The sequence below is a fragment of the Pedobacter superstes genome, assembly GCF_037622515.1.
Classification (GTDB): domain Bacteria; phylum Bacteroidota; class Bacteroidia; order Sphingobacteriales; family Sphingobacteriaceae; genus Paradesertivirga; species Paradesertivirga superstes.
In genome coordinates, this window is sequence record NZ_JBBJCN010000002.1 from 794,101 (window position 1) to 808,571 (window position 14,471).

At 40.4% G+C, this 14,471-nt stretch carries 12 protein-coding genes; 6 read left to right on the plus strand and 6 right to left on the minus strand.

The window, feature by feature from the left end; translation table 11 throughout:
- Positions 1-28: 28 nt before the first annotated feature.
- On the minus strand, positions 29-1,594 hold the full coding sequence (locus tag WG906_RS08985) for an alpha-N-arabinofuranosidase (RefSeq protein ID WP_339992240.1): 1,566 nt from the start codon (positions 1,592-1,594) through the stop codon (positions 29-31).
- Positions 1,595-1,948: 354 nt separating this feature from the next.
- Between WG906_RS08985 and WG906_RS08990 the strand changes: the two genes are divergently transcribed.
- The 4 genes from WG906_RS08990 to araA all read left to right on the plus strand — a co-directional run bounded on the left by WG906_RS08990 (position 1,949) and on the right by araA (position 6,913).
- On the plus strand, positions 1,949-2,659 hold the full coding sequence (locus WG906_RS08990) for an NUDIX hydrolase (protein WP_339992241.1): 711 nt from the start codon (positions 1,949-1,951) through the stop codon (positions 2,657-2,659).
- A 189-nt stretch (positions 2,660-2,848) separates the two neighbouring features.
- Positions 2,849-4,549 (plus strand): ribulokinase, encoded by a 1,701-nt coding sequence (locus WG906_RS08995; RefSeq protein ID WP_339992242.1) that lies wholly within the window; start codon positions 2,849-2,851, stop codon positions 4,547-4,549.
- Between the two features lie 58 nt (positions 4,550-4,607).
- Complete coding sequence (locus WG906_RS09000; RefSeq protein WP_339992243.1) at positions 4,608-5,306, plus strand: L-ribulose-5-phosphate 4-epimerase; 699 nt, start codon at positions 4,608-4,610, stop codon at positions 5,304-5,306.
- A gap of 104 nt (positions 5,307-5,410) precedes the next feature.
- A complete protein-coding gene (gene araA / locus WG906_RS09005) occupies positions 5,411-6,913 on the plus strand; it encodes an L-arabinose isomerase (RefSeq protein WP_339992244.1) in 1,503 nt (500 codons plus the stop codon).
- An 84-nt stretch (positions 6,914-6,997) separates the two neighbouring features.
- Here the strand turns inward: araA and WG906_RS09010 are convergent, their stop codons facing one another.
- Positions 6,998-7,657, minus strand: a complete 660-nt coding sequence (locus tag WG906_RS09010) for an HAD family hydrolase (protein WP_339992245.1) — start codon at positions 7,655-7,657, stop codon at positions 6,998-7,000.
- Between the two features lie 70 nt (positions 7,658-7,727).
- Here WG906_RS09010 and WG906_RS09015 point away from each other — a divergent pair, with 70 nt between their 5' ends.
- Positions 7,728-9,143, plus strand: a complete 1,416-nt coding sequence (locus tag WG906_RS09015; RefSeq protein ID WP_339992246.1) for an arylsulfatase — start codon at positions 7,728-7,730, stop codon at positions 9,141-9,143.
- Between the two features lie 185 nt (positions 9,144-9,328).
- Here the strand turns inward: WG906_RS09015 and lpxB are convergent, their stop codons facing one another.
- The 4 genes from lpxB to WG906_RS09035 all read right to left on the minus strand — a co-directional run bounded on the left by lpxB (position 9,329) and on the right by WG906_RS09035 (position 12,225).
- Positions 9,329-10,441 (minus strand): lipid-A-disaccharide synthase, encoded by a 1,113-nt coding sequence (lpxB, locus tag WG906_RS09020; protein ID WP_339992247.1) that lies wholly within the window; start codon positions 10,439-10,441, stop codon positions 9,329-9,331.
- Entirely contained in the window at positions 10,438-10,698 is a 261-nt protein-coding gene (locus WG906_RS09025; RefSeq protein ID WP_339992248.1) for a stationary phase survival protein SurE, read from the minus strand. Before WG906_RS09025 ends, lpxB begins: the two co-directional genes overlap by 4 nt.
- Positions 10,682-11,464, minus strand: coding sequence for a 5'/3'-nucleotidase SurE (gene surE / locus WG906_RS09030; RefSeq protein WP_339992249.1), 783 nt, complete (start codon positions 11,462-11,464; stop codon positions 10,682-10,684). Before surE ends, WG906_RS09025 begins: the two co-directional genes overlap by 17 nt.
- Before the next feature lie 575 nt (positions 11,465-12,039).
- Entirely contained in the window at positions 12,040-12,225 is a 186-nt protein-coding gene (locus WG906_RS09035) for a CsbD family protein (RefSeq protein WP_339992250.1), read from the minus strand.
- Positions 12,226-12,542: 317 nt separating this feature from the next.
- On the opposite strand from WG906_RS09035, the gene WG906_RS09040 reads away from it, so the two are divergent.
- On the plus strand, positions 12,543-14,471 hold a 1,929-nt coding region (locus tag WG906_RS09040; protein WP_339992251.1), incomplete at its 3' end, for a DUF8696 domain-containing protein.

Below are 14,471 nucleotides of genomic sequence, written 5' to 3' on the forward strand. Positions count from 1 at the left end.
TGATATAGTTTTCAAATCCGTTTCAGTTCTATTTCAGTTCGAGCACCACCACAGAAGCCGGTGGAAGCTTTACTTGTAGTTTACCACCCTTTATAGAGGCATCCTTAAAGGCCACTGGTTTAATGAAATCGGGTTTTTCAAAAGAATTATAATCCTGAACCTTTTTAGAACTAAGAATTCTTCCCTTTACAGAACTTCCCTTTACATCTTTCAAATCCAAAATGATATCTCGCGAACTCTTATGATCAATGTTAACCAGAGAAATGTGAGTAAGACCATTTTTATCTTTAGAGGCAGATGCGGATACCGCAGGCAATTTATCATTTCCCATAACATATTCATTAGCTGTGCTGATTTGCAAAGGAATTAGTGTTGCATCCTGATGAACATTATACATTTCCATAACATGGTAAGTTGGAGTTAGGATCATCTTATCATCTTTGGTAAGGATAACCGCCTGCAATACATTAATTGCCTGCGCAAGATTCGCCATCTTTATCCGCTCTGCGTGATTATTAAAAATATTCAGCGTTACGCCCGCAATCATGGCATCCCTGATCGTATTTTGCTGATATAAAAATCCTGGATTTGTTCCGGGTTCTACTTCATACCATCCGCCCCACTCATCTACCACCAGCGCAACTCGTTTACGGGCATCGTATTTGTCCATTATAGCAATATGTTTATTTACAAGCTCCTCCATAAAAAGAGCTCTCTGCATAGTAGTGAAATATTGCTGTTCAGTAAAATCTGTAGATGGTCCTTTTTTATTCCAGTCTATTACGGAATAGTGGTGAAGCGCCATGCCTTCAATCAGATTTTTAGGAACGTTCTTCATAATTACTTCTGTCCAGTTGTAGTCAGAAGAATTAGCTCCCGATGCAATTCTAAAAAGACCGCCGGTATTGCTCCAGTCGCTCATAAAAGTCGAAAACTTCCTGAATTCATTGGCATAGTATTCGGGCGTCATATTGCCCCCGCAGCCCCAGGCCTCATTACCGATACCCCAGTATTTAACTTTCCATGGCTCGTTTCTACCATTTTCCCTTCTCAGCTTTGACATCGGGCTCTCACCCTTAAAATTGACGTACTGCGCCCAGTCTGCCATTTCCTGAACAGTACCGGTTGCCATGTTTCCGGCCAGGTAAGGTTCGGTTCCAAGCAATTCGCACATATTTAAAAAATCGTGTGTTCCAAAACTGTTATTTTCGGTTACACCACCCCACCAGGTGTTTACAATTGTAGGGCGATTAGCTTTAGGGCCGATTCCATCTTTCCAGTGGTAGGTGTCGGCGAAACATCCTCCGGGCCACCGAAGATTTGGAACCTTTAAAGTTTTAAGAGCCGCAACCACATCATTTCTTATTCCCTTTGTATTAGGAATTTTTGAATCTTCTCCAACATAAAAACCTCCGTATATACTTCGGCCTAAATGTTCGGCGAAATGGCCGTAAATATGCTTACTTATAACATGCTTCTCGTCACTTACCTTAGCATTTATCACGATCGGACTTTGTGCCACTGAATCAATTGATGGTGCAAGAAAAAGGCCCGAAAGCATTAGTAATGCACGTATTTGTCTACATAATTCCATATAAAAGGATTAAAAAATTTAATTATTGGTTGGTTCTTACGCTGGTTTATAAAAAACTAAGTTAACAGCTTTTTTTTAAATGTCAATATAACAATTAAAACATTTATTTTTATCAGGCCACTAACCGCCTAAAGAAAAACCATCGCCGGCTTAAGCCTAAGAAAATTTCTTGAATAATTGTCAGTTAAACAGATATAGTTTATAATTGTAGTGAAACCATCGTGAGCATGCCGTCACAAATAGCAATGAACTTAGCGAAGCGTTCTCTTGAACACCTCGCTAAATAAATGCCTGTGAAAAATATGGCTCATGATAGCTTCATCTCCACAAAACACAATTGTATTCTGATTAAAAATGACCAGATATTCTAAGCAGACCCGTATACTTGTTGCAGTTGATTGTATTATCTTCGGGTTTGACGGAGACACCTTAAAGCTGCTGCTTATACAGCGTGGCTTCGAACCGGAAAAAAATAAATGGAGCTTGATGGGGGGGTTCATGGAACCTACCGAAAATACCGATGAAGCGGCCTCAAGAATCCTCAAGCAGCTTACGGGCCTCGAAGGCGTGTATATGGAACAATTCCAGGTTTTTGCAGAACCCGGCCGAGATCCCATTGAACGCACTTTAAGTGTGGCTTACTTTGCATTCATTGACATACATAAATACGAAAAACAATTAAGCGATGACTATCATGCCGAATGGTTCCCGCTAAAAGAAGCACCTAAGCTCATTTTTGACCATGACTTTATGGTCGATAAAGCAAAAGAAATGCTTAGATATAAAGCAGCCCTTCATCCCCTGCTTTTCGAACTTCTCCCGGAAAAATTTACCATTCCACAAATACAAACCCTGTATGAGAATGTTTACGACACCGAACTAGATAAACGTAATTTCAGCAGAAAACTTTTATCAACAGGACTTCTTATCAGGCAGGATGAAAAAGATAAAGGGGGCTCGAAAAAAGGAGCCTATTATTATAAACTCGACCCTGCAATTTATAAAGATAAATTCCAGGCGTTCTTAAATTTTATCCCAAACCCCACGTCCTATAACGTAATTTAAAAACATCCGAATTTTTTAAAATTCAATCATCTGTAATTGTGTAATAAAATTGATACAATAGCCAAATCGTGATTTAGTATTGATTTTTTTCAATAAAAAGCAAACATGCCCCTGGTTTTTTCAGATAATTGATTGAAGGATTTTAATATTCAAAAAAATAAGTGTTATTTAGACACGAATAACCAAACTATGAATACTCAACAATATGTTATCGGCGTAGATTACGGGACAGATTCCGTACGCTCGGTTATAGTAGATGCTGCAAATGGCGCAGAAATAGCGGCGGCGGTATATTATTATCCCAGATGGAAACAAGGATTATTTTGCAATCCTTCAGAGAACCAGTTCAGGCAACATCCCCTCGATTATGTTGAAGGACTTGAAAAAACAATTAAAGAATGCCTGGCAACGGCAGGTTTTGATATAGCTAAAAACATCAAAGCTATTTCTGTAGATACTACAGGTTCAACACCGGTTGCAGTTGATGAAACAGGAACTCCTCTTGCGCTGAAACCGGAATTTGAGAATAATCCAAATGCCATGTTTGTGCTTTGGAAAGATCATACTTCTGTAAATGAAGCGGCAGAGATAAATACACACGCAGAAAAATTCGAAACGAATTACCTTCAATTAGTTGGTGGAATTTATTCGTCAGAATGGTTCTGGGCTAAATTACTTCATGTATTAAGAGCGGATGAAAAAGTTCGTAATGCCATGCACTCGTGGGTTGAGCATTGCGACTGGGTTCCTTTTCTGTTAACAGGAGGAAATCAGGCTTCAGAAATTAAACGCGGAGTATGTTCTGCCGGACATAAAGCGCTATGGGCAGAAGAATTTGGAGGATTACCCCCGGAAGATTTCTTTGCTTCTCTGGATCCTTTGCTGGCAGGATTTACCTCAAAATTATCAGATAAAACCTATACATCTTCAGAGCAGGCTGGTACAATAAGCGAAGAATGGGCGCAAAAACTTGGCCTGCCAAATGACGTGATAATCGGCATCGGAGCATTCGATGCCCATATGGGCGCTGTGGGCGGTCAAATAGAACCTTATTACTTAAGTAAAGTAATGGGAACTTCAACATGTGATATGCTTGTTGCCCCGATTGAAGAAGTAAAAGGCACCCTGGTAAATGGTATTTGTGGTCAGGTTAACGGTTCAATTATTCCCGGAATGATTGGCATGGAAGCTGGTCAGTCTGCCTTTGGCGATGCTTACGCATGGTTAAAAAATGTACTGGCCTGGCCGGTGAAAAATCTATTGGCACAAACTCAATTAATAGATTCTGCAACCGCACAGAAATTGATTGATGAGATTGAATCCAGAATCATCCCCGAACTAAGCAAACGCGCAAACGAACTTCCACTTGAAGAAGGGGGCGAAATCGCAATTGAATGGTTAAACGGAAGAAGAACGCCGGATGCAAACCAATTGTTAAAAGGCGCTTTCTTAGGATTAGATCTGGGCAGTGATGCCGTTAAAATTTTCCGCGCGCTGGTAGAATCAACCTGCTTTGGTGCCAAAAAAATTGTCGATCGCTTTAACGAACAGGGCGTTCCAGTTAAAGGATTAATCGGCTTGGGCGGCGTGGCTAAAAAGTCTCCGTTTATTATGCAAATGATGGCTGATGTATTAAACATGCCTATCAAAATTCATAAATCAGATCAAACCTGTGCGATTGGCGCAGCTATGTTTGCCGCTACTGCCGCCGGTCTTTATCCTAAGGTTGAAGACGCCATGAGTGCGATGGGACAAGGTTTTGATGCCGAATACCACCCTAATCCTGAGCGTGTGGCAATCTATGCAAAACGTTACGAACAATATAGCCATGCCGGAGCATTAGTTGAAACCTTTATTGCAGCGGAAACAGAACAACCCATCAATAGCTAAATTATCAACTCGTGAATTTTAATTTGATTTTTTAACTTTTGACTTTTCAATTCATAAAATGAGCAAGTATCAACGTATTAAAGAAGAGGCCTATAAAGCCAATATGCAATTGCCAAAACTTGGTTTAGTACTATTCACCTTTGGTAATGTGAGTGCGGCCGACCGTGAAGCCGGAGTTTTTGCTATTAAACCAAGCGGAGTACCTTACGAGGATCTTTCACCTGAGAAAATGGTAATTGTAGATTTTGAAGGAAAAACTATTGAAGGCGACCTTCGTCCATCATCCGATACCTTAACTCACGCCGTACTATATAAGCACTGGGAAAAAATCGGAGGTATTGTTCACACCCACTCTACCTACGGAACAGCATGGGCACAAAGTCAAAGGGATATCCCTAATTATGGAACTACTCATGCCGATCACCTTACGGCCGACATTCCATGTGCTCCCCCGATGAAAGACAGCATGATTGAAGGCGACTACGAATATCAAACCGGGTTTCAGATAATGGATTGCTTCAAGGAAAAAGGGCTAAGCTACGAAGAGGTTGAAATGATCCTTGTTGGAAATCACGCACCTTTTTCATGGGGGAAAAATGCGGACAAAGCTGTATACAACAGTGCGGTATTAGAAACCGTGGCCCAAATGGCTTTACTAACCGAACAAATTAATCCCGATGCAGCGCGTTTAAAAGATTCGTTAATTAAAAAACATTTCGAGAGAAAACACGGGCCAAACTCATATTACGGGCAGTAAAGACATGAACCTGGGAAACGGGTTTGAATTACATAATTACATATTTTTAACCGCCTAAACCCCCTCTCCTTAGGAGAAGGTTGAGGCTAATTCGCAAATAAATAATGATCGACTTAAAAAAATTTGAAGTTTGGTTTGTAACTGGCAGCCAGGACTTATACGGAGCGGAAACACTGAAGCAGGTAGCCGCACATTCACAGGAAATTGCCACATCTTTAAATAATGCATCTCAGATTCCTGTTCGCGTTGTTTTTAAACCGACTGTAAAAAGCACTGAAGAAATTTATGCAATATGCCAGGAGGCAAATGTTTCTGCTAACTGTATAGGAATTATTACCTGGATGCACACTTTTTCTCCGGCTAAAATGTGGATCAACGGCCTGAAAATCCTACAAAAGCCAGTAGCTCACTTACATACACAATTTAACAGGGACATTCCATGGGGTTCTATCGATATGGATTTTATGAATCTGAATCAAAGTGCGCATGGCGACCGTGAGTTCGGATTTATCATGTCCAGAATGAGAATAAACCGGAAAGTAATCGTTGGTCACTGGCAGGATCCTGAAGTTTTAGACCAGTTAAATGGATGGAGCAGATCCGCCGCAGGCTGGAACGATTGGCAAGGTGCACGATTTGTTCGATTTGGTGATAACATGCGTTATGTTGCTGTTACCGATGGCGATAAAGTGGAAGCTGAGTTAAAATTCGGTTTCTCTGTAAACACTCATGGAATCGGAGATCTGGTTGCGGTGATTAATCAGATCAGCGACGCGGAAGTGGACAGGCTGACTGCCGAATATGAAGATCGTTATGCTGTTATGGATACTCTTCGTAAGGGCGGTTCACAGTATTCCTCGTTAAGAGATGCGGCCAAAATTGAATTGGGAATGAAATCGTTCTTAGAAGCCGGTAATTACAAAGGCTTTTCTGATACGTTTGAAGATTTACATGGAATGGCCCAATTGCCAGGAATCGCTTCTCAGCGTTTGATGGGACAAGGATATGGTTTTGCCGGAGAAGGCGATTGGAAAACAGCAGCTTTAGTACGTGCGATGAAAGTTATGGGTAGCGGACTTTCGGGTGGAAACGCCTTTATGGAGGACTATACCTACCATTTTGATCCATCTAATCCATTAGTATTAGGGTCTCATATGCTGGAAATCTGCGAATCTATCGCAGACGGTAAAGCTAAATGTGAAATTCATCCATTGGGTATCGGCGGTAAATCCGATCCTGTGCGTTTAGTATTTAACGTGGCTGCAGGACCAGCTCTTAATGCGTCAATTGTAGATATGGGAAATCGGTTCCGTATGATTGTAAACGAAGTTGAAGCCGAAGCCCCTCAAAACGACTTGCCTAAACTTCCGGTAGCACGTGTATTGTGGAAACCATATCCTGATATGAAAACAGGTTGCGCCGCATGGATATTAGCCGGTGGTGCTCACCATACCGGATATAGTCAGAATTTAACTTCAGAACATATGCAGGATTTTTCTGAAATGGCTGGAATTGAATTTGTAAAAATTGGTAAAAACACAGAATTGTATCAGTTTAAAAATGAGCTTCGCTGGAGCGAGGCTTATTATCAGCTGAATAAGTCATAAATCCAAATTAAATCCAAGTTAAAGGCCCGGCAATTTGCTGGGCCTTTGCTTTTTTTAAACTTTCTCAATTGAGAGATGCAATAACTAACCCTTCAGCAACTCATCTAAAAACGGATCATTATAATCCTCAATAAACTTCAAAATATTCGGCAGGCCTTCAAATTCATGTTCTTCGTGCATGGTTGTTATAACTACCGCTTTCATGCCCGCATTTAAAGCAGATTGAACCCCTTTAGGATTATCTTCAAATACAATGCACTCTTCAGGATTCACACCCAGGCCCTCTGCACCCTTAAGAAATGTTTCAGCATCGGGCTTGCTTTTTTCAACATGATCGGCGCTTATAGTCACCGGAAAATAGTCTCTGATGTCCAGACCATCAAGCACATAGTCTATATTAAACATAATGGCGGCAGAGCCAATAGCCATTTTTATTCCGTGTTCATGCGATTTCTCTAAAAAGCTGCCCAGTCCTTTTATTAACTTCAAATGCGGCTTAAATGCCTCCTGGTATTTCTTCTCCTTCTCAAAAACAATATCACTCATCTCTTTATCTTCAAAGCGCCCCTCACCAAATACACGCACAAGCATCTCCTCACCCTTTCCATACATCTCCATTTTCACCTGCTGGCGACTAAGATTGCCGCCTAGGTCATTATTGAGAACATCATGCCAGGCATCTGTATGAAAATCCATATCATCAATCATAGTCCCATTTAAATCAAAAAGAAAAGCCTTTGTCATATTCTAGTTATATGGATGCAAAAAGAGTAAAAACATTGATAAAATCAAATGTTCTCTATAATTTAACCCAATGAAATGGATCGCACTCTCATTCACAACGTGTTTTCTTATAACATTTTTTCAATCGGGTAACGCTACTGCCCAATCCAAATCTAAGAAACCAAATATCATTTTTATCCTGGCCGACGACTTAGGCTATGGAAATATAAGCAGTTTTAATCCGAAGGCTCCGGTTCCAACTCCTAACATTGATAAAATGGCAAAGGAGGGTACCAGGTTCACAAGATTTTATGCGGGAAGCACGGTCTGCGCACCTTCGAGGGCATCTCTGATGACCGGGAAACACATGGGCCATGCCTATGTAAGAGGCAATGGAAATGTATCCCTTCGGGTGCAGGATTCAACCCTGGCGCAACAAATGCAAAGAAACGGGTATGCAACCGGCATGTTTGGAAAATGGGGGCTGGGATTAGAAAACGAGCCCGGAGCTCCGCATTTAAAAGGATTTGACAGCTTCTATGGATACCTGCTTCAGAGGCACGCACATTATTATTTTACAGACCATTTATTTGAAGTAAAGAATCGTCAGCTAAATAAGGTAAAAATAGATTCAAGTGAGTATACACAGGATTTGATTGTAAATAAAGCCTTGTCCTTTATTAAAGAGCACAAAGAAAATCCCTTCTTTTTATATCTCCCGATAACCCTTCCGCATGCAGAATTAAAAGTTCCGCAGGGGTTGATGAAAAAGTACCTGAATCCTGATGGCAGCAGCAAATTTGGACCAGAAAAACCTTACTATCAAAAAGGAGAATCGTATCATACCCAATTACAGCCAAGAGCAGCATTCGCAGCGATGATAGATAAGATGGATCAGGATGTGGGAAGAGTATTGAAATTAGTAAAAGACCTGGGACTGGATGACAATACCTATATCTTTTTTACCAGCGATAACGGTCCGCATTCTGAAGGTGGCGGCGACCCCTTGTTCTTTAATTCATCTGGTCCGTTAAGAGGTGAGAAACGCGATATGTATGAAGGCGGCATCAGAGTTCCTTTGATTGTAAGAGCGCCGGGTAAGGTTCCGGCAGGAAAAACAAGAGAGGATATTTGGGCATTTTGGGATATAATGCCTACGTTTAATGTATTAAGCGGCTCCACTCCCGCTCAAAATATTGATGGCTTATCATTTGTAAATGCATTATCCGGCAAAACGCAAAAAGAAAAGCACGATTACCTTTACTGGCAGTTTAATGAAGGACAATATAAAGAGGCATTACTGCAGGAAAACTGGAAACTGATCAGGTTTAAAGAAAAAGGAAAACCCGAAGTTTTAGAACTTTACAATTTAAAAACAGATATCGCAGAAAAACACAACCTTATTTCTCAAAAACCAGTAAAAACGAATAGATTGCTTTCGCTTATGAAACAAGCCAGGAGTCCGGCAGAAAATTCTTTATTCGACTGGACAGATCTGGAACAATAATATTAGAAATTAAGCGTAAGATTAAGATTACATTTGAAGGTAGAAGAGGGAAGTATTATGTTTGACAGATTAAAAGAATTAGTTACTGAGTTTATTAACAGTTTGAAGAGAAAAGAACCAACTTTGGTTCCGGTTCCTGTTAGAAATCAGCAGAACCGCTTTAGATAAAAACCAGCAGGCAATCATTAATTATTAATGATTGCCTGCACAATAAGTTTGGCGGCCTTTCCAGAGGCTCCCGGCTCCCCCATCCTCTCAGCCAGTTGCTGATAATTTATAAGCATCTGGCTGCGATAGAGGGGATCATGTAAAAGAGCATTCAGCTCTTTTGTGAGTATTACAGTATTACAATCTTCCTGAATTAATTCTTTTACTATTGGAGTATCCATAATCAGGTTAACCAGTGAGATATATTTTATTTTAACCAGCAGCCGGGCGATTGCAATACTCACTGCATTTCCTTTGTAAACCACAACCTGGGGAATATCCAGCAGAGCAGTTTCCAGTGTGGCAGTTCCCGAAGTGACTATCGCCGCATCAGCGTTTTTCAAAAGATTATAGGTTTGATTATAAACCACCGGCACCTTTTTGTCGCCGATAAATTCCCGGTAATAATCTTCATTAAAATTCGGAGCTCCTCCAATAACAAATTGATAATTGGGAAACTGATGAACCACGCTCAGCATCACGGGGAGAATTTTATTTATTTCCTGTTTCCTGCTGCCGGGCAATAGAGCCACAATAGCTTTCTCGCCCAATGAATGAGTCAGCCTGAACTTTTCATCCGGCTTGAAATCTTCAATTGCGTCTAATAAAGGATTTCCGATATAATCCACTTCCATTCCCCATGAGCGATAAAAATCCACTTCGAAAGGCAGAATACAGAACATTTTATCTACAACCTTCTTAATTTTAAGAACCCGTTTCTGGTTCCAGGCCCATACTTTCGGCGAGATATAATAAAAAACCTTGATGCCTTTTTTCTTGGCAAATTCTGCGATTTTTAAATTGAATCCCGGAAAATCAATCAGAATTAAAACATCCGGTTTATGCTCAAGGATATCTGCTTTAGTTTCTTTAAGATTTTTAAGTATGCTGCGGATATTGAAAAGCACCTCAACAAAACCCATAAAAGCCATCTCAGAATAATGCTTAACCAGGTTTCCCCCTTCTGCAAGCATCAAATCGCCGCCAAGGAAACGAAACCTGGCGTTTGGATCCTCAATTTTTAGAGCCTTCATTAAATTGGCCCCGTGCAAATCCCCGGAAGCTTCTCCTGCAATAAGGTAATAGGTCATTGACGCATCTTGTAATAAAAGAATATAAACGCACAAACAAATGTTGCTGATATAATTCCCTTCGCTGTATTTTCCTTGTATGTTCTGAAATAATATCTTACCAGTAAAAGATTTAAAGCCACACAACCAATATACAGTAAATCGTCTTTTTCTAAAACTGTAATATTCTTTTTAAGAATCTCCACAATAAAATATGCTATCCCCGGAAGCACTAATCCAAGAACAGCTCCTAACCAAACATTATCTTTTTTTAACATCGAATTGCCAGCTATTTAAAATTGGAATTGCATGGTGAGCCGTTAAATCAAACTGCACCGGAACAACCGAAACGAATTTATTATCAAGGGCCCATACATCTGTATCTTCACCTTTATCGCCCGACTGGAAAACACCGGTTAACCAGTAATAATTCCGCTTATGCGGATCCAGGCGCTCGTCAAATTCTTCCGCATACTTGGCATTCGCCTGACGGCAGATTTTAATTCCCTTTAGTTTATCAGTTTTCGGGAAATTCACATTCAGTAAGGTCGCCGGAGGCATTCCGTTTGTTAAAACCTGTTGCGCTATGGTTTTGATATAAGGAACACAAGCGCTAAAATCGGCGTCGTAAGTAAAATCGTCGTATGAAAACCCGATCGAAGGAATGTTTTCAATGGCCCCTTCCATAGCCGCCGACATGGTTCCGGAATACAACACGTTGATCGAATGGTTTAGCCCGTGATTAATGCCCGACACACATAAATCAGGTTTTTTACCTTTAAATATTTTATTTACTGCAAGCTTTACACAATCAACGGGTGTACCGGAGGATTTATACATTTCATATTCAGGATAGATATGCACTTTATCCAGGCGAAGTGGTTTGGCGATAGTAATGGCATGCCCTGTACCGGATTGCGGTCCGTCAGGAGCCACTACAACTACATTACCGAGATCCTTCATCGCATCCATCAGCACTTTAATTCCCGGGGCATCAATTCCATCATCATTTACCACCAAAATGGTGGGCTTATCCTTTATCATCAAAACTTATTAAATTGATAAGCGACGAAATTACTAAAAAGAAATGGCTGAGACCAGCCCGGCTCCATACCTTTCTTTCGTGCGTATTCTAAGGATTAAAGAAAAACTTCATATTCATAAACTGACAAGAAAGCACAGCGGGAAAGCAATTTCCTTTTACAGATAGCACAAAGAGTAATACGATTCAAGCCCTCTTCTTTATTTAAACAGACTTTAAACGGACCTTGTTCGCACCTGAGACGCATATTGAAGGCTTAAATGCGTATAAGCTGCGGTTTTATTTCGTTTTAAGCCTGTCTGATTTACCTTCCTGGTAGGGCTTCCGTATACCTATGGATACTGTTTGAGTCGAAGTGACAAAGACAAAAACCATCTTTATCGCCTGAAATCGAATTGTTTTATTAATCGGATTTGCGTTGGGTTGATTAGGAGGATGTCGCGATTTTCGTGTCTTAGATTTTGAATCTAAAAACACATTTACAAAAAAAACCATCGAAGTTCGATGGCTTTTCAATTATTAGAGCTCTGTTCCTGACAGGAACGAGGCAAAGAAGAAATTCAAAATGCTTTATAAATTATAAACTTCTCAACCAGTCAATCACCCCTTCCCGGGTTTTACCGGTTTTAGTTTGCAAACGGCCATAAAGTTCGTCCTCTTTACCTTCTTCGTAAGTCAAATCATCATCGGTTAAATCTCCGTATGACTGTTTAACTTTTCCTTTCAGCTCGTTCCATTTTCCTTTTAATTCTAATCTGTCCATGTTTTTATAATTAGGTGTAAATAATAAACAGGGAGTATTTAAAAAGGTTTGGAAAGGTATTTTTTACCGGCAGATTCTAAGGTTGAAATCCAGGAAAGTAATTTTATTCCAACTTTTCCTTATTTACCAATTAACTAAAATGAAATAAACAAAACAACACAATCAATTAATTAACACTAGAGAATTATTTTACAACTAATAGTTATTTTATCTTTTAAAAATTTCGATAACCTTAATTCTTTTTTACCGTAAAAATGGCGTTATCCTACAATTTACTAGTAGACAGCAAATTAAGACAAATAGCAAAAACAAGAAGAATGCAATTCATAAAACAGCGCTTTACCTATGTTTTTATCGTGTTTGTGTGGATATTTGGGCATTCGTTTTCTGATGCTTTAAGTCAATGTACGCCGAATAGTATTGAATTTGTTGCAGGTGGCGGAGGTGCAGCTAGCACATATAATACAGCATGTGCGAATAGCAGTTATCAAAATATAAATGAAACATTTCCTACATCAGGTGTAACGTACCAATGGGAAGTTTCCTTTAATGGTGGAGCATATCAACTCGTCACTGATGCGAGCAATGTTCCTCTTTCATCTTCAGACTTATCTAAAACCGAAATTACACAACGAGTTATTGGAATTCATTCCAGCCCTTCCGGGAACTATCGGATCAGGAGAATTGTTTCAGATACATCCCCTACTGTCTGCTCAAATACTTCATCTGCAGTTTACCTTTATTATGCAGCAAGTACAGAAGACGTTTCCGGTGGTATAATAACTGCTCTAAGCACTACGGTTTGTGTCGGTACAAGCCAAACGTTAACAGTAGAAGGGTATACTGGAATGGTTTTGCAATGGGAGTCTGCTCCAACAAGTGCCGGCCCTTTTGTTGCTATACCCGGTGCAACAACCAATCAGTATACATATCCAGCAATTTCCTCATCAACCTGCTATCGCGTTCGGGTTGACAATGTTTGCGGTGGTAATAGTAATATTGGCATACTGGATCCCTCAGATGTGTATTCTAACATATTCTGTGTTACAGCTATTCCAATACCTGGTATAACTCCATCATCACAACCAACAAGCGCAAGTACTTGTGTAAACGGAAACGCAAGTTTTACGATAGGCAGTGCTACCGCCGGATGGACATACCAGTGGATGGAAGATAATGGAAGTGGCTCCTTCACAAATATTTCAGACGGTGGAATATATAATGGAGCAACAAGTCCCACATTGACAATAACAGGTGCTCCATTTTCAATGAACAGTTTTAATTACAAAGTAGTAGTAAGCGGAGCTTGCGGACCTTCTGTAACATCAAATGTGGTCGTGTTAACCGTCAACCCTACTCCAACGGTAGATGATCCTCTCGATCAAATAGTCTGCGATAATAGTGGAACGACAACAGTAAATTTTACGGGAACAGCTACAACGTACAACTGGACAAACAGTAATTCCGCTATCGGCTTAGCAGCCAGCGGTTCAGGAGATATTCCATCCTTTACTGCAATAAATACCGGAACAAGTCCAATTATTGCAACAATTTCCGTTACACCTGTTGCAAATGGCTGTGCTGGAACAGCTCAGACATTTACTATTACGATCAACCCCACTCCAACTGTAAACGATCCAGCAGATCAGACAGCCTGCAATAATGGGGCTACAACTGCAATAAACTTTACCGGTGCTATTCCAACAACTTCATACTTCTGGACAAACAACGAAACCTCGATTGGATTAGGGTCGATGGGATTAGGGAATATTCCTTCGTTTACAGCGATAAACTCTGGAACCAGCCCCGTTATTGCTACTATTACAGTAACCCCTATATTTAATAACTGTGCCGGAACTCCCCAGACTTTCACCATCACTGTTTACCCGCGACCTACTGTTACTGATCCTGCTGATCAGTTAGTTTGTAATAATGCATTAACTAGTACGGTTGCATTTAGCGGAGCAACACTTAACACGACTTATAACTGGACTAATAATACCCCTTCTATAGGACTGGCAGCAAGCGGATCGGGAAACATCCCTGCTTTTACAGCTATAAATACTGGAACAACGCCTGTCACGGCTACGATTACAGTTACTCCTGTTGCAAACGGATGTCCCGGAACTCAACAGACTTTTACCATTATTGTTAATCCTGCTCCCACGGTTACTGATCCTGCCGATCAGGTAGTTTGCAATAATGCATCAACTAGTACAGTTACATTTGCCGGAACGGTTGCCAAT

Excerpts from the sequence above, each read along its gene's own strand:
- WG906_RS08985 (WP_339992240.1), bottom strand. The coding sequence starts at position 1,594 with ATGGAATTATGTAGACAAATACGTGCATTACTAATGCTTTCGGGCCTT.
- WG906_RS08990 (WP_339992241.1), top strand. The coding sequence starts at position 1,949 with ATGACCAGATATTCTAAGCAGACCCGTATACTTGTTGCAGTTGATTGT.
- WG906_RS08995 (WP_339992242.1), top strand. The coding sequence starts at position 2,849 with ATGAATACTCAACAATATGTTATCGGCGTAGATTACGGGACAGATTCC.
- WG906_RS09000 (WP_339992243.1), top strand. The coding sequence starts at position 4,608 with ATGAGCAAGTATCAACGTATTAAAGAAGAGGCCTATAAAGCCAATATG.
- araA (WP_339992244.1), top strand. The coding sequence starts at position 5,411 with ATGATCGACTTAAAAAAATTTGAAGTTTGGTTTGTAACTGGCAGCCAG.
- WG906_RS09010 (WP_339992245.1), bottom strand. The coding sequence starts at position 7,657 with ATGACAAAGGCTTTTCTTTTTGATTTAAATGGGACTATGATTGATGAT.
- WG906_RS09015 (WP_339992246.1), top strand. The coding sequence starts at position 7,728 with ATGAAATGGATCGCACTCTCATTCACAACGTGTTTTCTTATAACATTT.
- lpxB (WP_339992247.1), bottom strand. The coding sequence starts at position 10,441 with ATGACCTATTACCTTATTGCAGGAGAAGCTTCCGGGGATTTGCACGGG.
- WG906_RS09025 (WP_339992248.1), bottom strand. The coding sequence starts at position 10,698 with ATGTTAAAAAAAGATAATGTTTGGTTAGGAGCTGTTCTTGGATTAGTG.
- surE (WP_339992249.1), bottom strand. The coding sequence starts at position 11,464 with ATGATAAAGGATAAGCCCACCATTTTGGTGGTAAATGATGATGGAATT.
- WG906_RS09035 (WP_339992250.1), bottom strand. The coding sequence starts at position 12,225 with ATGGACAGATTAGAATTAAAAGGAAAATGGAACGAGCTGAAAGGAAAA.